This window comes from Streptomyces sp. NPDC050549, assembly GCF_040655035.1.
Classification (GTDB): Bacteria; Actinomycetota; Actinomycetes; order Streptomycetales; family Streptomycetaceae; genus Streptomyces.
The window spans coordinates 443,793-460,454 of sequence record NZ_JBFAJD010000001.1 but is presented as its reverse complement, the minus strand read 5'-3'; the positions used below and the strand labels follow the sequence as shown (position 1 = coordinate 460,454).

The following is a 16,662-nucleotide window of genomic DNA, read 5'->3' as shown; positions in this document are numbered from 1 at the left end:
CACGATGAACAGCGCGGAGGACGACGTCATGAGCGAGCCCGTCATATCGCTGCGCGGAGTCCGCGCCGAGCTGGGTTCGCGCCCCGTCCTGCGCGGCATCGACCTCACCGTGCACCGCGGTGAGGTCGTCGCGCTGCTCGGCGCCAACGGCTCCGGCAAGTCGACCGCGATCCGCACGGTCATCGGCCAAGTCCCGCTGAGCGAGGGCGAGATCGAACTCTTCGGCACGGACCGGGCCCGCTTCCGGGACTGGCGGCGCGTGGGTTACGTACCGCAGCGCACCACGGCCGCGGGCGGAGTGCCCGCCACGGTCACCGAGATCGTCACCTCCGGCCGCCTCTCCCGCACCCGCTTCGGCCTGCTGCGCAAGGCGGACCACGAGGCCGTACGGCACGCCCTGGAGCTGGTCGGCATGGCCGACCGCGCCAAGGACTCGGTCAACGCCCTGTCCGGCGGCCAGCACCAGCGGGTGCTGATCGCCCGCGCGCTCGCCGCCGAACCCGAACTGCTGATCATGGACGAGCCGATGGCGGGCGTCGACCTGGCCAGCCAGCAGGTGCTTGCGGACACCCTGTCCCGCCAAGTCACCGAGGGCACAACGGTGTTGCTCGTCCTGCACGAACTCGGCCCGCTGGAGCCCCTGATCGACCGGGCGGTCGTCCTGCGCGACGGCTGTGTCCAGCACGACGGCCCGCCCCCGCGCGCCCTCGGCCAGCACGCCCTGCCCGGCCACGACCACGTACACCCGCACTCGGCGGCGGACGCCGAACCGATCCGCACCGGACTGCTGAGCTGACGGGACCGACGATCTCATGGACTTCCTGAACTACGCCTTCATGCAGCGGGCCCTGCTCGCCGCCGTCCTGGTCGGCATCACCGCCCCCGCCGTCGGCATCTACCTCGTCATGCGGCGCCAGGCCCTCATGGGCGACGGCATAGGCCATGTCGCCATGACGGGCGTGGGCCTCGGCTTCCTGCTGAACACCTCCCCGGTCTGGATGGCCACCGCGGTCTCCGTCCTCGGCGCGATCCTCATGGAACTGATCCGCTGGTACGGCAAGACCCGCGGCGACATCGCCCTCGCGATGCTCTTCTACGGCGGTATGGCCGGCGGCGTGATGTTCATCAACCTCGCGCCCACGGGCTCCAACGCGAACCTCACGTCGTACCTCTTCGGATCCCTGTCGACGGTCTCGCAGTCCGACGTGACCGCGATCTGCCTGCTCGCGGCCTTCGTGGTGGTGGTCACGCTGGGGCTGCGCAGGCAGCTGTTCGCGGTGAGCCAGGACGAGGAGTTCGCCCGGGTCACCGGCCTGCCGGTGCGCGCGCTGAACCTGCTGACCGCGGTCACGGCGGCCGTCACGGTGACGGTCGCGATGCGCGTGGTCGGGCTACTGCTGGTCAGCGCGCTGATGGTGGTCCCGGTGGCCGCCGCCCAGCAGCTGAGCCGGAGCTTCGCCGCGACTTTCGTGATCGCGGTGGCGATCGGCGTGAGCGTGACCATCGGCGGCACGGTCACCTCGTACTACCAGAACGTCCCGCCCGGCGCGACGATCGTGCTCCTGACCATCGGAGCGTTCATCGCGCTCACCGCCCTCGCGACCCCGCTCGGCCGCCGCCGGGCCCGGGCGGCAGCCGCCGCGCGACCCGCCGGGGACCCGGTGGAATGCGTGATTCCAGCCACCCGGGGGGCCGCCGACGAGGTCGGCGTCTGACCGAGCACAGTCCGGGCTGGCACAATGGCCCGGCAAAGTGCAGACGTGAGGAGGCAACGGTGACGACGGCCGGCCCGCCCGTGAAGGGACGATCCACCCGCCAGCGTGCCGCCGTGTCGGCGGCGCTCAACGAGGTCGACGAGTTCCGCAGCGCCCAGGAACTGCACGACATGCTCAAGCACAAAGGCGACTCGGTCGGCCTGACCACGGTCTACCGCACCCTCCAGTCCCTCGCCGACGCCGGCGAGGTGGACGTCCTGCGCACCGACGAAGGCGAGTCCGTCTACCGCCGCTGCTCCAGCGGCGATCACCACCACCACCTGGTCTGCCGCGTCTGCGGCAAGGCGGTCGAGGTCGAGGGCCCGGCCGTCGAGAAGTGGGCGGAGGCGATCGCGGCGGAACACGGCTATGTGAACGTGGCACACACGGTGGAGATCTTCGGCACCTGCGCGGAGTGCGCGGCGGCGGCCGGTCAGGCCTAGACCCGGCTCAGGTGGGCGTCGAGGATCGCCCGCAGCCGGTCCGCGTCGGCGGGGTCCCGCAGGGCGCGCTTGGGCAGCAGCGTGAAGTGGGCGGCGTTCTTCTCGGGGCTGAACATGTAGAAGCCGTCCGCCGTCTCCCGGTAGCGGGGCTGCACGGTCCAGTTGAGCGAGGTGAACAAGTCGTCGCCGGCCACGGTGACCCCGGCGTCCGTCACGGTCACCCGGATCACGCCCCGCCGCTCCGCGAGGCGCTGGAACTGGCGGGCCTGGATCCGCGGCACGAACACCAGGAACACCACCACGGCGCCCACACCGGCGATCAGCGGGATCGGCAACGACCCGCCCTTGGCCAGCGAGGTCGCGATCGCCAGCACGGTGAAGAAGGCCGCGATCCCCAGCAGCCAGAGTTGTCTTCGTGTCGACGGGACAAGGCTCCTGCGCGCTCTCAGCGCCGCCGCGAAGTCCTCGACGACCGGCCGGTACTCCAGCTCGACCACTCGCCCCGCCACGTCGTCCCGCCCCATGTCCATGAGGCGGGATGGTAGCCGTAGCGACTAGCCCTCCTCGGGCCGCCCCCGCATCGCCGCCTCCATGGCGAGCAGCTTCTCGTTCGGTACCGCGCCGCCGAACCGCCGGTCCCGCTGGGCGAATTCGACGCAGGCGCGCCACAGGTCACGTCGGTCGAAGTCCGGCCACAGCACGTCCTGGAAGACCAGCTCGGCGTAAGCGCTCTGCCAGAGAAGGAAGTTGGAGGTGCGCTGCTCGCCGCTGGGGCGCAGGAACAGGTCCACGTCCGGCATGTCCGGGTAGTACAGGTACTTCGCGAGGGTCTTCTCGTTGACCTTGGCCGGGTCGAGCTTGCCGGCCTTCACGTCCTCCGCCAACGCCCGTGCCGCGTCGCCGATTTCGGCCTGGCCGCCGTAGTTCATGCAGAAGTACAGCGTGAGCGCGTCGTTGTTCTTGGTCTGCTCCTGGGCGATCTGGAGCTCCTTGGCGACCGACCGCCACAGTTTGGGCATCCGGCCCACCCACCGCACCCGGATGCCGAGTTCGTCGAGGGTGTCGCGGGTCTTGCGGATGAAGTCGCGGTTGAAGTTCATCAGGAAGCGCACCTCGTCGGGCGAGCGCTTCCAGTTCTCGGTGGAGAAGGCATACAGCGAGATCGCGCCGACACCCATCTCGACGCCGCCCTGCAGCACGTCCAACACCCGCTCGGCGCCGACCTTGTGGCCCTCGGTGCGCGGCAGCCCGCGCTCCTTCGCCCACCGCCCGTTCCCGTCCATGACGATCGCCACGTGCTTCGGGATCAGCTCACCCGGCAGCTTCGGCGCACGGGCCCCGGACGGGTGCGGCTCCGGCGCCTTGTACTCGCGCCGCTGGCGCCCCAGGATCCCGCGTACGGCCATGTGCTTCTCGTCTCCTCTGTACTTACCTGTACTCGTCCGTGCTTACGACTTCTCCACGTACCGCAGCGAGCGCAGTCCGCGTTCCAGATGCCAGTGCAGATAGGCGGACACCAGCCCGCTCCCCTCCCGCACATGGCGCGCCTCGCACGCGTCCGCCGTCTCCCAGTCTCCCGTGAGCAGCGCACCGAGCAGTTCGAGGGCCTGCGGTGAGGGTACGACGCTGCCGGCCACCCGGCAGTCGGCGCAGACGACCCCGCCGGACGCCACGGAGAAGAACCGGTTGGGTCCCGCCATCCCGCACTTCGCACAGTCCCCGAAGCTCGGGGCGTACCCGTTGACCGCGAGCGACCTCAGCAGAAACGCATCGAGAATCAGATGCGGCGCGTGCTCCCCGCCGGCCAGCGTCCGCAACCCGCCCACCAGCAGCAGATACTGCTGTACGGCGGGCTCGCCCTCGTGGTCGGTGAACCGCTCGGCGGTCTCCAGCATGGCCGTACCGGCGGTGTACCGCGCGTAATCGGCGACAATCCCGCCACCGTACGGAGCGATGGTCTCACTCTGTGTGCACAACGGCAGCCCGCGGCCGACGAGTTCACTCCCCCGCGCGAAGAACTGCACGTCCACATGCGAGAAGGGCTCCAGCCTGGCCCCGAACTTCGACTTGGTCCGCCGCACCCCGCGCGCCACCGCGCGTACCCGCCCGTGACCCCGCGTGAGCAGCGTGATGATCCGGTCCGCCTCACCCAGCTTCTGGGTGCGCAGCACGATGCCGTCGTCGCGGAACAGACTCATGGCGCCCATTGTCCCCTACGGCTCCGCGCCCCCACGACGCCTGGCGGCATCAGGGCGTCAAGGCACCTCGCCCCGGCTGCGGGCGTTCGCATACGCGGTCGCCGCCCTCAGCCGCTCGGCCGGGGTCGCGTCACGCACGGCGGCCGGTTCGACGTCCCACTCCCGCCCGCCGCCGTACGGCCGCAGCTGGACGTAGGGTCCCTCGTGTCCCATGACGATGCCCACTCTCCCGGTCCGGGTGTCCACCGCGACCGATCCGACAGTCGGCTTCATCGGCGGCTCCATCACTCTCCTCGCACCCGAATCCGCAATGCCATCAAGGTGTCCTTCGCCTCCGAGCAGTGTGCCCACACCTGGCTCCCCTCTCTTTTCGAGTTTCACGCTTCTCAACTCGAGGGAGCCCCCGCACCCCTACACTCGGCAGGAGTCTGTCGAGCACAAATGCCGTGCGGGACAAGGGGGTTGGCCATGGCCAACGGTTCACGGCAGACGGCTCGGAAGTTCGGCGGAGCCGAGCTCGGACGGCGACGGCACCTTTGTCGGCCAGTTCGAACAGGCCATTCGGAAAACATTCGGAGTGAGCAGAAACGAGTTGACCGGAGCGGGTCGATCAGAGCGAATTGACACGGGCTTCGAGCGAAGAACTCATTGCCTCCGGGGTCAGCGAGGACACGCCACTGCGCGTCCCCGATCTGGCGAAATGTCGGCGAAGCGCGCGCCCGATTTCAGCAGGCGTTCGAGTTCGGCGGCCCGATCGCGGTCCGTGGGGTTGACGTCGATGTGCCGCGGGACTTCCCCGGTTCCGGCTCGTCCCGGCGGCTGAAGAAGATCGTCGGATGCGGACCGCCGAATCCTTCGGGCGCCCCGATCTCCGTCTACTGCCCCTTCTCGCTCTCAAGCAGGACGAAGCCGAAAACCTCGCACCAGAACCGCGCCGGCGCCTGGGAGTCCCGGCAACCGAGCACGAGCGCACTGATACGACACGCCACAAGAGCCTCCTAGCCATGAAAAGAACCTGTGGCGTGTTGGAGGAGTTGGGCGTGGACGAACTGGTTTCAGGGTCGTCGGCGGGACAGGGTCACGCTGGTGGTCGCGGATCGGCCGGACGCACGGGTTCGGGGAGGTCCGGCAGGTCGCGCGAGGTGACCCCCCACAGTTGATCGAACTGTGCGATCTGCTCGGTTACCCGGGATCTCCGTGCGTTCAGCTCACTCCTGGACTCCTCTCTGGCCACGTCCGAGTTCATCTCGAAGTACAGCTCGCCGTCGAAGATCATGAAGTCCCGCCGCCCGCCGCGCCCCACACCGGGCGGCACCTGAGACAGAATCACGACGCGCGCCTCTATGCCCAGACCTCTTTGAAACTCGCAGATCTGCAGCAGTTTTTCGTTGACGTCATCGGGGCGGGGCACGATGAAGAGGCGCCGCACCCTCACCCCGCGTCGCTCGATCGCGCTCCGCTGCACCTGCAGATAGTCCTGCGCGTCCTTGGTGTCCCAATAGGCCACGTCCACGAATGTGCTGGTGGCGTCGATACTCACCGTCGTATGACCGGTGAGGCGGACGAGTTGTTCGTTCGGGTCGCCGCGCCAGCTCACTACCCTGGTGGCCAGGTCCTCCACGAACACGGCGAGGCGGTCCATCTCGCCCCGCGCGAAGGCTCTGGCGATCTCCGGACCCTGGTCCCCCAACCTGGTGGCACTCTCGACGAGCCGACGCACCTGCTCGGCACCCATGCCGGACCGCTCCAACTCGCTGAAGAGCTTGGTCACATCACCGACCAGTTGAAACTTCTCCTGGACCATGTCCTTCATCTCACGGTGATGCGCGGCCAACGCGTCACCGATGTCCCCGCTCTGCACACGCTGGCCGCCCTCGACCGACGCCAGCCGCCGCTCGAAGTCAATCATGTACTGGACGATGAGCGCGGCACCACCGATGACGATGGAGACCGCGAGCTGCCACATCTCGTCCTGCGACTGGTTGATCAGGTTGGTGATCACGTACGCGATGGTGGCCACGACAAAAGTGACCAGTGTCTTCAGCAGGACAGGAGGTATGCGCACGCCCCCCGACGCCGCCGGATCCGGTGTCCCGGACGCTCCATCCATGACTGTCCCCCCGACGGATCGTTCCCAGGACCTGTTCCGGTCAGCGCGATGCCAGAGCCTTGTGCAGCAACGGTATGGCCTGGAGGGCCAGTTGGTCACGGATGCGCTGAACCGACGTCTGCCACTGCCGGGTGAAGCCGGGTTCCCGTTCGAGTACGTCCCACAGATGTCCCAGTCCGCGATCCACGTGTGCGCGCGGCATCCACAGATGCAGCAGATGATCCACGGCCGGGCGCAGCGCCAGGACCGCCTCGGGCCCGTCCGCCGCAGCAAGCCGGCTGTTCTCCAGAATGTGCACCAGCGTCGTCAACAGCCAGTCGTGCAACGCCAGGTCTTCGCACAGCCCCGCCACCGCGACCGTCGAAACACTCTCCGGCACCCTCAACTCGACCGTCCTCAGCCCGTCCTCGGCCAGCGTGAAGCGGTCCAGCGACGGCCCCTCGCCCGCAGGGGTCCGTCGCGCGGCCCATCGCAGGTGGGTACGGCGTGACTTGAACGGCGCCTTCTGGTCGAGGATCGGATCCCGCACCAACTGCGCCAGCAGCCCCTCCGCGATCATCCCCAGGTCCAGCTCGCCGCGTCGGCCACCGCGCAACACGCCCTGCGCGACGGCCTGTTCAGGAAGTTTCCCGAACGGCTCGACCACTCCGGGCCGAACGAGATACTGGCCCCAGGGACGACGGTTGTCAGGGCCGTCGGCCGGGGCGCTGAAGTAGGCGGTGGACTGCAGTACGCGCCCCTCGGTGAGTGCCGCGTGGGCGGCCACCGTGCCGACGGCCCGGACCTTGGCACCGTTCGCGGCGGGCAGTCGGCAGTCCACTCCAGTCAGGACCTCGGGCGATCGGGCGTACAGATTGGGCCGCTCGGACACCCGTACGTGTTCGTCGGCCCGCAGCCTCAGCAGTTGCTCGGCGGCCCGGCGGTCCAGCGTCTGGAGGGACGGCAGCAGACAGGTGCGCACCTCGCCGCAGGCGAGCACCGGACGGGTACGGAGTCCAGGTGCCGTCATGTCAAGTCCCCTTTTTTGGTACAGGGGTTGGCGGGTTCCTCGTAGAAGACGTACGTGGCGCGCCGCGCGACCGCCTCCGGTACGGCGATGCCCTCGCCCGCGGACCGCTTGGCGACCTGGTCTAGCGCTTCTGAGTCGACGTCCACCTGGTCGAGGATCAGCCGTACGGCGTCCTCGACGGCGAGGAACCGGTTCGGCATCAGCGTGCAGGTGCGGTAGGCGCTGAACGAGACCCGGGTGTCGCTGAGTTTGAGCAGCGGCGGCAGTCGGTCCCAGTCGCGCGGGTAGTCGGGGTCGGACCAGATGCGCGGGACCAACACGGGCTCGCCCAAGTGCCGTAGCAGACCGAGGCGGGCCAACTGCCATACGGCGGCCAGGAACGGGCAGGACCACAGGCGTCCTCTGTCAGTCTCGGACCACAACTCGACGTCCATGAAGACCGAGTGGTTGCGCGCGGCGGTCTCCTGGGGCGGCTGCCAGGTGACGATCTCTGCGAGGGCGCTGCGGGTGGGGGTGGTGCGTTGCCCGTTGGCGAGCCAGCCGGTCTGGCCGACCGGGGGGCGGGAGCCGTAGCTGCCCGGCGGCGGGGATTCCACCAGGCGGTGCATGACGGATTCGGCCAGTTCGATCCGGTCGGCGACCGCGCAACCCGACTCGCGGGCCAGGTAGTCGATGACGAGCCCGGCTTTCCCGGCCTCTTCCAGGATCAGCGGGATCAGTTCGGCCGGGGTGGAGAAGCGGGTGAAGTAGTCGTCGATCAGGAAGCACGTACTGATACGGGGACGTTTGCCGCCGGTGCGACGGGCGGCGGACGCTCGGGCCGCGTCGACCCAGATCCGCACCTCTGCGAAATGTTCGCGCAGCCGCTCGGGGCCCGCTTGGAAGTCCTCCATGTAGAGGTGGCCCAGCTCCAGCGAGAGATGGGCCAGCGGCACGGACTGGGTGAGCGGGTACGCGGTTGTCTCCCGGAAGACGGCCTCCGTCATGCCTCCTCCCAGTACTTGTCGTCGGTGAGCCGCGCGGCCAAGTCGCTGAGCGCCTGCCAGGTCTCCATGGTGGCGATCTGGCTGTCCAGCACGTCCTCGTCGGTGATGAGCTGCTCACGCCACTGGAGGACCGGTTCGAGGGGCACCGAGCCGAGCACCTGGCTGTATCCGATGCCGTGGTGCGAGGCGAGCTGCTTCAGTTCGGCGTCGCACTGCTGCATCCACGCCGACTGGGTGGGCGTGGCCTGCGACCACAGCGCCGAGTCGGGGTCGGGTACGGCGGCCCGTACGAAGCGGATGGCGCCGCGCAGCGCGTCCTCGTCATGGCCGCGGGCGACACCGCCGGCCAGGATGCCGCGCTTGCCGTGGACGAGGCTCGCCGCGGCCTCCACGTGCTGGCGGGTCCAGCGGTGGAAGACCAGCCAGCGGGCCTGGACGCCGCTCATCGAGCGCTGCGAGGTGGCAGCCAGTGCCATGTCGACGGCGTAGCTGCGGCCGGCGCTGAGGTCGACGACGATCAGGTCGAACTCGCTGTTGAGGCGCAGCAGGAGGTCCACGCAGCGGCGCAGGTTGTCCCCGGAGGTGGCGAACTCGCCGCCGCTGAGGTCACCAGGCATCAGGATCAACCGCCCCGCTCCGGGCGGCCGGTTGCGCAGCACCCGGTGTTCGGTGTCCGCCCAGACGTCAATCCTGACCGGTTCCGCGATCTCGCCCATCAGGTAGGAGTGCAGTCCGCGGTCGTCGGCGGCCAGGCGGGCGTGCGGCACGTCGAAAACGGTCGCGGCGGTGGGCGAACCGAAGTCGAAGTCCAGGTAGCAGACGTCGTCCCCCATGAGCGCCCGTTGGTAGGTGAGGTTGACGCTGGTCACGGAACGGCCCGTACCTCCCTTGTCGGAGGCCGCGAAGATCAGCACGGTTCACGCTCCCTGGATCGTGGCGGCTTCGCGGGCCCGGGTGAGTTCGTCGAGCCGGACCAGCAGGTCGAGCGTCAACGCGTAGGCGGTGCCCGGCTGTTGGTCCACCAGGGCGCGGGCGCGGCGCAACGTGACCTCGATGCGCCTGAGTTGTGTTCCGCGCTGTCCGTCAGGGGTGGGTGCGGGTGTCATCAGTTCGATGCCGAAGAGGTGGGTGGCCTCGCTGATCAACGCCCTTGCCAGTCCGGTCAGTTCGGCGCTGCGGAGCGGCGGCTGCCAGTACATCTTGTGCGCTTTCACCACCGCTTCGGTGACCCGCTCGGTGATGGTCCAGGAAACCTGTCCACCGGTGAGGGCGGTCTCCGGGTAGACGGCATGCACGTTGTCCCACAGACCGACGCCCTCACCGTCCGAGATGCGGCGCCGCCACACATGGCCGAAGATGTCCTCGGCCAGCCTGAGCAGTCGGTCGTGCGCGGAGAGGTTGCGGGAGAGCGTGCACAACTGGACTGTGCGCTTGAGGAGTTGTGTCGAGAAGTCGTTCATCGTCCAGTCCATGGCCGGACCGATGGTGCCGCCGCCCTGCAGTGGCAGGGTGACGCCGGGGTTGTGCAACTGGACCATGGGGTCGTCGTGGGTCATACGACTGGTGATGCGGCCGCGTTCGGCGAGGCGCTCCATGACGCGTACCGTGCGGGTCAGGTCGTCGTCGGTGGCCCGGCGGCGCAGCAGGTCGTGCACGAGGATGGCCGCGACAGAGAGGGAGAAGTACTCGGACTCCAGCCGCTGTCCAGTCGTACGCCAGGGGATGTCCTCCAGCGGCCACCGGTCGCGGTCGAAGCGGGCGATGCCCGACCAGTACTGCTGGGTGATCTCCCAGCGCAGTCGCAACGCCTCGGCCAGCCTCTGCTGTTCGGCGTTGAGCAGCCCGAGGGTCAAGGTGCGGTCCGAGAACAGGTCCTCGATGCCGTCGAGCGCGACCACGGTGAAATAAAGGTACGGGACCGGGTTGGCGACGCCGGCGGGTTGCGGCCCGATGGCTTCGTTGGTATCCACCTCGGGGGCGTCCCGTACCAGGCTCCAGGCCCAGCCGCACTCGAAGAGTTGGTTCTCGTCATAGAGGGCCTCCTGAACGTCGACGCCGAGGACGAAGCTGTCGACGATGGTGGCGCGCAGCGGCCGGAACCGCCGCTGGAACCTCGCCAGCGTCTGACGCTGCGACAACTGCCCCTGGCCGAGGAGTTCACAGAGGGTCCGGCCCTGGGCGGAGTCGGGGTCGTAGACGGTGACCGTGAAGGAACGCAGCAGGCCCACCATGGCGGCGGTGAGCCGGTTACTGGTCGCGGTCCTCAGTTCTCTGATCGTCTCCTGCACCTCGCCACGACGGGTCTTGGACTCGTAGACCTTGAGGAAGCCGAGCAGGGCCAGACAGAGGGTGATGGACAGGGAGAACGAGTCCAGGACGTCAAGTCGGCGCTGCTCCTCGGTGAGGTCCCTCTCTTTGTCCCGGGGCCGGAAGGAGTGACCGCCCGCGAACGTGGGCCTCTTGCCGTCGGTATGCGTGCGCATGAACTCGGCGGCCGCCGTGACGAGGACGGCCGGAATCTCCAGCCGTCCACCCGCCCGCTTCAACACCTGCTGGACGTCGCTCTGCGTGGTGTCGGGGTCGTCCAGCCGGAACAAGGACAGCTCGGTCGCCGGATACAGCAGACAGAGCAGGCGCTCCGCGTCGGCGATACTGCTTTCTCCGCCCGGTGTGCCCCACACCCACTCCCCGTTGTCAAAGGAGTGCCGGGCGACCGCCTGCCAGATGTCCAGCAGATGCTGGCGTGGCTTGATCTCCATCCTTTGCCCCCTCAGGAAATCTATGTACGCCGGTATCCGCGGGCCACAATCATCGATTTGTAGCCGTCGCGCACCTTGGCCTGCTTCCCCACCGAGGTCGTCCGCAGCCCCCTGGCGTGCCTCCTGAGGACGCGGCGAATCTGCCTTCTCCGCACGTTGTACGCGGGGAAATGCAAGCCACCCACTTCATACCCCTCGGACGCCTCCATGAAAGCGGCGGCGAACGGCGCCCCGGGCTCAAGCTGGTGAAAGAAGCACGTGATCGCCTGCTCGAACTCGGTTTCGGAGGTGGAGATGGATTCGGCGACGAAGAACATGGTGCCGAGATTCCAGCGCCCCTCCTGTCCGGCCAGATGGAAGAGATCTCCCTGCTCGACCCGGACGATCCGCTTGAACATTTCTCGCGGATCATGTGGATAACCGGCATATCCGTCGTGCTGGCACAAACTCTGCCAGAAAGCATCCCAGTTCTTGTCATAGGAGTCCAACTGCTCGCGAAGGTAGCCCACATTCCGCTTCGACCAGTCGAGCAGGGTGATCTCCTCGCACCAGGGCAGCATCGCCAGGGCCGGATAGAGATTCGCTCCGGCACCCACATCGATGCCCCGGACCCGGCGCCCCGGAAACCGACGGAAATGATCACTGAAATGATCGCGGACGATGGCGATGATCTTCGCATCGGCAGGGAACACGCTGCGGTAGTTGTGACTGATGTAGTCCGCTGGGTTGAATTCGTCCCAGGGTACGTCCGCGTTCAACTGCGGAAGGTCTTCCAGTGATCCAGAAGGCATGCCCCACCGTATCAACATCATCGATCCACGGGACCCCCTTTCTCCCGCCATGCGACTGGCACCGATGCATAAAGAGCGCATGGTGGCAACACGCTCCCAGGCATTGCCCCAGACCCTTGAACAGCCCTGGCGCGACGGGAAATCCTGGTCGGATGCCGCTCAATCCCGACCGGAAGCCGCTGTGTATCCGGTCCGCCGTCGAGAACGACCTTCCCGCACTCGTCAGCCTCGACGCGGAGGCGTTCCCGAAGGAGCCGTACCCCGTCTTCGTGCTCCGCCAGCTCTACGACATCCACGGCGACCGCATCCTCGTCCTGGACGACGGCGAGGAGCTGCTCGGCTACATCCTGTTCGTGAACACCTCGGACGGGTACGTGAGTTGGATCATGAGCCTCGCCGTCACGCCCCATCAGCAGGGCCACGGGCTGGGTCGGCGCCTGCTGGTCGAGGCCCTGCGCCGACTGCGCGCGGAGCGTGTCCACCAGGTGCGTCTCACGGTGGATCCGACGAACGCCGCGGCGGTCATGCTGTACCGCTCGCTCGGGTTCTCCTCCGAGGAAGGCGTGCAGCGGGACTACTTCGGGCCGGACGAGCATCGCTTCCTCATGACCCTCACCCTGCGACCGTAGTGCCGCCCCACCGCCCGAAACGCCTCCTTCGGTTCCCAGTGCCACGGTGACGTCGGGTCGAACGGGCGGTCCTCAATGGTCCTGGTGAGGGCGTAGCTCGCCATGTCGAGGTCGTGGCGGGGATCGTGGGCGCGGTGCGGGGCGTCCGGGGTGACGAACTCGAAGGCCATCGCGCCGTAGAGGTCCATCGACTCGAAGACCTCCAACAGGGCGGCCGCATAGGCAGCTTGGGTGTGTTCGCTGCGGACCAGGTGGCCCTTGATCTCCTCCGGGTTCTTGGTGTGGTCCACGACGTTCCAGCCCATGCCTGCCGTCTTCTCGGCGCCCTTGTACGCGCAGGTGCCGAACTCGGTGATGGCGACGGGCTTCCCCCAGCGCTGGTAGCGGCGCAACTCCCTTATGTAGGAGGAGGGTTGGCGGAAGTACGAGTAGTAATCGATGCCCACGACGTCGAACAGGTTCCAGTCGACCTCGTCGTCCTGGGCGGCGGCGTAGCTGAGGTTGCCGTGGAAGACCGAACGGCCCAGCACCGCCGCCTTCTTGGTAAAGGCGTCGAGCTTGCGCTGCATCCTGACCGGGTCGAAGGCGCCGTTCAGGAGGTTCTCGACGCGGTCCAGGACCGTCGCGCCCGGCACTATCCCGGGTACGAACAGCCAGAACTCGCAGCCGACGCTGAAGTCGACGCTCGCGCCCTGCCGGCGCAGGTGTTCCGCGAACCGGCCGGTCTCCGCGAGGTGTTCGAGGATGTCCCGCTCCGGGACGTCGGCGAGGGTGGGCTGGAGCCAGATGTGCAGGCCGAGTTCGGCGGCCCGGGCGGCGGTGGCGGTGAGGCGCTCGACGCCGTCACCGGTGACCTCGACCGTGTCGGCGTGCAACTCGTCGCGGACGGCGCGGAGGTCGGCCCGCATCCGGCGCGGGCTCCAGGCGGTGGCGGGGGTACCGCCCTCGCCGACGGTGTAGACGACGCCGTGGCGACGCAGCCCGCGTCGGCCGCTCGCCGCCGTCTGCTCCTTCGCCGTCGCCTGCCCGGACGGCAGCAACGCGCCCGCCGTCCCGAGGGCCAGCGCCCCTGCCAGGAACTGCTTCCTGTTGATCCCCGTGGTGTTCGCCATGCACCCACTGTGCCGAGCCCGGCTCCGGCCCGGCATCGACCGATGGTCTACGGCGAGGCAACCAAGGTATGAGCCCTCGCGTCGGTCAATGGAGAGATCGTCGACGGAAACCGACCGACCGTCGACGCCGACCGAACAAAGGAGAGCGTGATCTCAGGCTCCGAACAGTCCTCCAGGCCCGCTACGACCAACCGCCGTACTCTCCTCACCGCCGGCGCCGTCACCACCGCGGCCCTCCTCACCGGCGCCACCCCCACGCAGGCGTCCACCGACACCGGCGTCTCCGCGCGTCTGACCGCCCTCGAAGAGCAACACACCGCCCGCGTAGGCGTGTTCGCTCACCACCTCGGTACGCGGAAGACCGTCGTGCACCGTGCCGACGAACTCTTCCCGATGTGCTCGGTGTTCAAGACCCTCGCCGCCGCGGCCGTCCTGCGCGATCTGGACCGGCACGGCGAGGTCCTCTACCGGGTCGTGCACTACACGGAGGCCGATCTCGTCGACGGTTCGGACCGGACGCGGGCGCACCTCGCCGACGGCATGACGGTCGAGCAGCTCGCCGACGTGGCGATCCGCTACAGCGACAACGGCGCCGGCAATCTCCTCCTGCGCGAACTCGGCGGCCCCACCGCGATCACCCGCTTCGCCCGCTCCCTCGGCGACCAGGTCACCCGCCTCGACCGCTGGGAGACCGAACTCAACTCGGCCGAGCCGGACCGGGTCACCGACACCACCAGCCCACGCGCGATCGCCGGCCTGTACGGCAGGCTCGTCCTCGGCGACGCCCTGCGCCGTCCCGACCGCGACCGGCTCACCGCCTGGCTGCTCAACAACACGACGAGCGCCGCCCGTTTCCGCGCCGGGCTCCCCGCGACCTGGACGATCGCCGACAAGACGGGCAGCGGCGACTACGGCACCGCCAACGACGTCGGCATCGCCTGGACGGAGGCCGGTGACCCGGTCGTCCTCGCGGTCCTGACGACGAAGCCGACGCTGCCCGACGCACCGTACGACAACCAACTGGTCGCCGAGACGGCCGAGTTGGTTGCAGCGGCCGTCGGCTGACGCGGGAAGGGGCGACCGGGCCACCGAGCTGCACGCGGACGGCGCCGAACTGCCGTTGGCCGACGGGGCGTTCGACTCCGTCGTCCGCTTCACGATGTTGCACCACGTGCCCACCGCCGCACACCAGGACCGGATCTTCGCCGAGGTGTTCCATGTGTCGCGCCCGGGCGGCACCTTCGCGGGCAGCGACGGTCGACCGAGCTTCCGTTTCGCGGCGGTCTACGCTTCCGGGCCCGCCGGCGCCCCGAACCGCAGTACGTACCGCCGCTGCCACGGGGTCTCCACCGCGTGCCGGTCGTAGTGGGCGCGGACGTAGGAGACCGCCTCCCCGGGCGGTACCCCGTCGAGGACCGCCAGGCAGGCGAGTGCGGTGCCGGTGCGGCCCCGGCCGCCGTGGCAGGCGAGTTCGACGCGCTCGGTGAGCGACCGGTGCCAGACCTCGGTGAGGACCGTGTGCGCCTCGGCGCGGTCGGCGGGCAGCCGGAAGTCCGGCCAGCGCAACCACCGCGCCTGCCAAGGGACTTCGGGCGGCGGCTTGCCGAGCAGATAGACGCCGTACGTCGGGACCGGGCCGTCGGCCGGGAGCGGCCGGCGCAGGCCGCGGCCCCGGACCAGGCGGCCGGACGGCAGCCGTAGGACTCCCGGGTCCCGCTCGCCCCACGCCTCTGTCATCCCACTCACCCTTCGCCCGCCTGCCACTCGTCTCGTCCCTCACGCGTCCGGTGCCTGGCGTACCGCCTTCTCCAGCAGTGCGCTCGCCGCCCATCGCATCACGTCCCGCGCCTCCTCGGGGTCGAGTCCGCAGGCGTCGCGGGTCGCGATCAGCGCCTCCACGCCGTGCACGGAGTCCGGGCGGGAGGGTGTCGGCTCGCCGCGTTCGTGCTCGTGCTCGTGCCGGGTGAACCAGCGTTCGGGCAGGTCGGCCGCCCGGGGGCCCGGCGGTCGGCATCTCCGCCGCGCAGGAGCGCTGCGAGCAGTTGGTGAAGGACACCCGCACCGAGAGTCCGAGCGCGCCCACACCTGCTACTCGCAGAACGCGGCGACCGTCGAGGACCTGATCATCTGCACAGTTCAGGGACCGACTGACCGTCAGCCCACTCCCCGCGACTCCTGCGCCGCGCGCGCCTCGATGCCGCGGAAGTGGTCCGCCATCGCGCGCTGCGCGCCCTCGACATCGCGGGCGCGCAGCGCGGTCACGATGTCGCTATGGCGGCGGACCGTGACGCCGGGGGTCGGATCGTCGGTCCAGCCGCGGGCTCCGGCGACCCGGTGGAACACCGTCCAGAAGGCGCCGAGGAGCTGCGGGACGAGTTCGTTGCCGAGCGAGGCGTAGAGCAATTCGTGGAACTCGCGGTCGAGTTCGGGGAAGGGCCGACCGGCACGGCCCGCCTCCTCCATCCGGTTCACCACCGCTTCCAGGCGGTCCAGCTCCGGTTCGGTGAGGATGGCGGAGACCCGATGAATCAGACCTTCCTCCAGCACCTCGCGCACCTGGAGGATCTCGGCCAGCGCGTCCGCGTCGTCCTCGTGCCGGGTGAGGGTGCGGAAGGTGAGGCCGTCGGCGAGCGGGGTCAGCGAGGCCCGGCCGACGTAGGTGCCGTAGCCGTGCCGGATCTCCACGATGTCGAGGGCCTGGAGCGCCTTGAGGGCCTCGCGGACGGAGTTTCTGCTGATCCCGAGGTCCTCCATCAGCTCGGCCTCGGTGGGCAGCGGAGCACCGGGCTGAAGCTTGCGGTCCAGGATCAGCTGGACGACCTCGCGCTGTATCCGAGTGTTCCTCGGCTCCCCGGACATGCGCCGCATGGT

At 68.8% G+C, this 16,662-nt stretch carries 20 protein-coding genes and 1 pseudogene; 6 read left to right on the top strand and 15 right to left on the bottom strand.

Annotated elements, in window-relative coordinates:
• Positions 1-28 precede the first annotated feature (28 nt).
• Genes AB0I51_RS02080 through AB0I51_RS02070 form a run of 3 tightly spaced genes read left to right on the top strand, consistent with a single transcriptional unit; the run spans position 29 to position 2,197 of the window.
• The gene (locus AB0I51_RS02080; protein ID WP_362970428.1) at positions 29-796 is read left to right on the top strand and encodes a metal ABC transporter ATP-binding protein; all 768 of its coding nucleotides are present in this window, start codon (positions 29-31) and stop codon (positions 794-796) included.
• Between the two features lie 16 nt (positions 797-812).
• Positions 813-1,715, top strand: coding sequence for a metal ABC transporter permease (locus AB0I51_RS02075; protein WP_362970426.1), 903 nt, complete (start codon positions 813-815; stop codon positions 1,713-1,715).
• A gap of 59 nt (positions 1,716-1,774) precedes the next feature.
• A complete protein-coding gene (locus tag AB0I51_RS02070) occupies positions 1,775-2,197 on the top strand; it encodes a transcriptional repressor (RefSeq protein WP_362970424.1) in 423 nt (140 codons plus the stop codon).
• Here the strand turns inward: AB0I51_RS02070 and AB0I51_RS02065 are convergent.
• From AB0I51_RS02065 to AB0I51_RS02015, 11 genes and pseudogenes are all read right to left on the bottom strand, one after another.
• On the bottom strand, positions 2,194-2,727 hold the full coding sequence (locus AB0I51_RS02065; RefSeq protein ID WP_362970422.1) for a YcxB family protein: 534 nt from the start codon (positions 2,725-2,727) through the stop codon (positions 2,194-2,196). The genes AB0I51_RS02070 and AB0I51_RS02065 overlap by 4 nt on opposite strands.
• Positions 2,728-2,751: 24 nt before the next feature.
• Positions 2,752-3,603 (bottom strand): isoprenyl transferase, encoded by an 852-nt coding sequence (locus AB0I51_RS02060; RefSeq protein WP_362970421.1) that lies wholly within the window; start codon positions 3,601-3,603, stop codon positions 2,752-2,754.
• A 42-nt stretch (positions 3,604-3,645) separates the two neighbouring features.
• A complete protein-coding gene (gene recO, locus AB0I51_RS02055; protein ID WP_362970419.1) occupies positions 3,646-4,395 on the bottom strand; it encodes a DNA repair protein RecO in 750 nt (249 codons plus the stop codon).
• 57 nt (positions 4,396-4,452) lie between these two features.
• Complete coding sequence (locus tag AB0I51_RS02050; RefSeq protein WP_362970417.1) at positions 4,453-4,668, bottom strand: hypothetical protein; 216 nt, start codon at positions 4,666-4,668, stop codon at positions 4,453-4,455.
• Between the two features lie 368 nt (positions 4,669-5,036).
• Positions 5,037-5,384 (bottom strand): annotated as a pseudogene (locus AB0I51_RS02045) (VOC family protein); the annotation flags it as partial.
• Positions 5,385-5,473: 89 nt separating this feature from the next.
• Positions 5,474-6,415 carry a hypothetical protein gene (locus AB0I51_RS02040; protein ID WP_362970415.1) on the bottom strand — a complete coding sequence of 314 codons (942 nt, stop codon included), beginning with the start codon at positions 6,413-6,415 and terminating at the stop codon, positions 5,474-5,476.
• A 130-nt stretch (positions 6,416-6,545) separates the two neighbouring features.
• A complete protein-coding gene (locus tag AB0I51_RS02035) occupies positions 6,546-7,514 on the bottom strand; it encodes an SCO2521 family protein (protein WP_362970413.1) in 969 nt (322 codons plus the stop codon).
• Positions 7,511-8,500, bottom strand: a complete 990-nt coding sequence (locus AB0I51_RS02030) for an SCO2522 family protein (protein ID WP_362970411.1) — start codon at positions 8,498-8,500, stop codon at positions 7,511-7,513. Before AB0I51_RS02030 ends, AB0I51_RS02035 begins: the two co-directional genes overlap by 4 nt.
• A complete protein-coding gene (locus AB0I51_RS02025; protein WP_362970409.1) occupies positions 8,497-9,414 on the bottom strand; it encodes an SCO2523 family variant P-loop protein in 918 nt (305 codons plus the stop codon). The genes AB0I51_RS02030 and AB0I51_RS02025 overlap by 4 nt, the downstream gene beginning before the upstream one ends.
• Before the next feature lie 3 nt (positions 9,415-9,417).
• A complete protein-coding gene (locus AB0I51_RS02020; RefSeq protein ID WP_362970407.1) occupies positions 9,418-11,259 on the bottom strand; it encodes an SCO2524 family protein in 1,842 nt (613 codons plus the stop codon).
• A 20-nt stretch (positions 11,260-11,279) separates the two neighbouring features.
• Entirely contained in the window at positions 11,280-12,017 is a 738-nt protein-coding gene (locus tag AB0I51_RS02015) for an SCO2525 family SAM-dependent methyltransferase (protein ID WP_362970405.1), read from the bottom strand.
• Positions 12,018-12,202: 185 nt separating this feature from the next.
• On the opposite strand from AB0I51_RS02015, the gene AB0I51_RS02010 reads away from it, so the two are divergent.
• A complete protein-coding gene (locus tag AB0I51_RS02010; protein WP_362970403.1) occupies positions 12,203-12,679 on the top strand; it encodes a GNAT family N-acetyltransferase in 477 nt (158 codons plus the stop codon).
• Here the strand turns inward: AB0I51_RS02010 and AB0I51_RS02005 are convergent.
• Positions 12,625-13,791, bottom strand: coding sequence for an abortive phage infection protein (locus tag AB0I51_RS02005; protein WP_362970401.1), 1,167 nt, complete (start codon positions 13,789-13,791; stop codon positions 12,625-12,627). The two genes, AB0I51_RS02010 and AB0I51_RS02005, sit on opposite strands and share 55 nt — an antisense overlap.
• A gap of 147 nt (positions 13,792-13,938) precedes the next feature.
• Between AB0I51_RS02005 and bla the strand changes: the two genes are divergently transcribed.
• Both bla and AB0I51_RS01995 read left to right on the top strand, forming a co-directional pair.
• Positions 13,939-14,856 (top strand): class A beta-lactamase, encoded by a 918-nt coding sequence (bla, locus tag AB0I51_RS02000; protein ID WP_362970399.1) that lies wholly within the window; start codon positions 13,939-13,941, stop codon positions 14,854-14,856.
• Entirely contained in the window at positions 14,837-15,157 is a 321-nt protein-coding gene (locus tag AB0I51_RS01995; RefSeq protein ID WP_362970397.1) for a methyltransferase domain-containing protein, read from the top strand. The genes bla and AB0I51_RS01995 overlap by 20 nt, the downstream gene beginning before the upstream one ends.
• Here the strand turns inward: AB0I51_RS01995 and AB0I51_RS01990 are convergent.
• From AB0I51_RS01990 to AB0I51_RS01980, 3 genes are all read right to left on the bottom strand, one after another.
• Positions 15,076-15,528 carry a protein-tyrosine phosphatase family protein gene (locus tag AB0I51_RS01990; protein ID WP_362970395.1) on the bottom strand — a complete coding sequence of 151 codons (453 nt, stop codon included), beginning with the start codon at positions 15,526-15,528 and terminating at the stop codon, positions 15,076-15,078. The genes AB0I51_RS01995 and AB0I51_RS01990 overlap by 82 nt on opposite strands.
• Before the next feature lie 39 nt (positions 15,529-15,567).
• Positions 15,568-15,690, bottom strand: coding sequence for a hypothetical protein (locus AB0I51_RS01985; RefSeq protein WP_362970393.1), 123 nt, complete (start codon positions 15,688-15,690; stop codon positions 15,568-15,570).
• Between the two features lie 255 nt (positions 15,691-15,945).
• Entirely contained in the window at positions 15,946-16,659 is a 714-nt protein-coding gene (locus tag AB0I51_RS01980; protein ID WP_362970391.1) for a FadR/GntR family transcriptional regulator, read from the bottom strand.
• Between the last annotated feature and the right edge of the window lie 3 nt (positions 16,660-16,662).

Excerpts from the sequence above, each read along its gene's own strand:
- AB0I51_RS02005 (WP_362970401.1), bottom strand. The coding sequence starts at position 13,791 with ATGGCGAACACCACGGGGATCAACAGGAAGCAGTTCCTGGCAGGGGCG.
- AB0I51_RS02060 (WP_362970421.1), bottom strand. The coding sequence starts at position 3,603 with ATGGCCGTACGCGGGATCCTGGGGCGCCAGCGGCGCGAGTACAAGGCG.
- recO (WP_362970419.1), bottom strand. The coding sequence starts at position 4,395 with ATGAGTCTGTTCCGCGACGACGGCATCGTGCTGCGCACCCAGAAGCTG.
- AB0I51_RS01990 (WP_362970395.1), bottom strand. The coding sequence starts at position 15,528 with ATGACAGAGGCGTGGGGCGAGCGGGACCCGGGAGTCCTACGGCTGCCG.
- AB0I51_RS02050 (WP_362970417.1), bottom strand. The coding sequence starts at position 4,668 with ATGAAGCCGACTGTCGGATCGGTCGCGGTGGACACCCGGACCGGGAGA.
- AB0I51_RS02010 (WP_362970403.1), top strand. The coding sequence starts at position 12,203 with ATGCCGCTCAATCCCGACCGGAAGCCGCTGTGTATCCGGTCCGCCGTC.
- AB0I51_RS02035 (WP_362970413.1), bottom strand. The coding sequence starts at position 7,514 with ATGACGGCACCTGGACTCCGTACCCGTCCGGTGCTCGCCTGCGGCGAG.
- AB0I51_RS02020 (WP_362970407.1), bottom strand. The coding sequence starts at position 11,259 with ATGGAGATCAAGCCACGCCAGCATCTGCTGGACATCTGGCAGGCGGTC.
- AB0I51_RS02080 (WP_362970428.1), top strand. The coding sequence starts at position 29 with ATGAGCGAGCCCGTCATATCGCTGCGCGGAGTCCGCGCCGAGCTGGGT.
- AB0I51_RS02030 (WP_362970411.1), bottom strand. The coding sequence starts at position 8,500 with ATGACGGAGGCCGTCTTCCGGGAGACAACCGCGTACCCGCTCACCCAG.
- AB0I51_RS02075 (WP_362970426.1), top strand. The coding sequence starts at position 813 with ATGGACTTCCTGAACTACGCCTTCATGCAGCGGGCCCTGCTCGCCGCC.
- AB0I51_RS01980 (WP_362970391.1), bottom strand. The coding sequence starts at position 16,659 with ATGCGGCGCATGTCCGGGGAGCCGAGGAACACTCGGATACAGCGCGAG.
- AB0I51_RS02065 (WP_362970422.1), bottom strand. The coding sequence starts at position 2,727 with ATGGACATGGGGCGGGACGACGTGGCGGGGCGAGTGGTCGAGCTGGAG.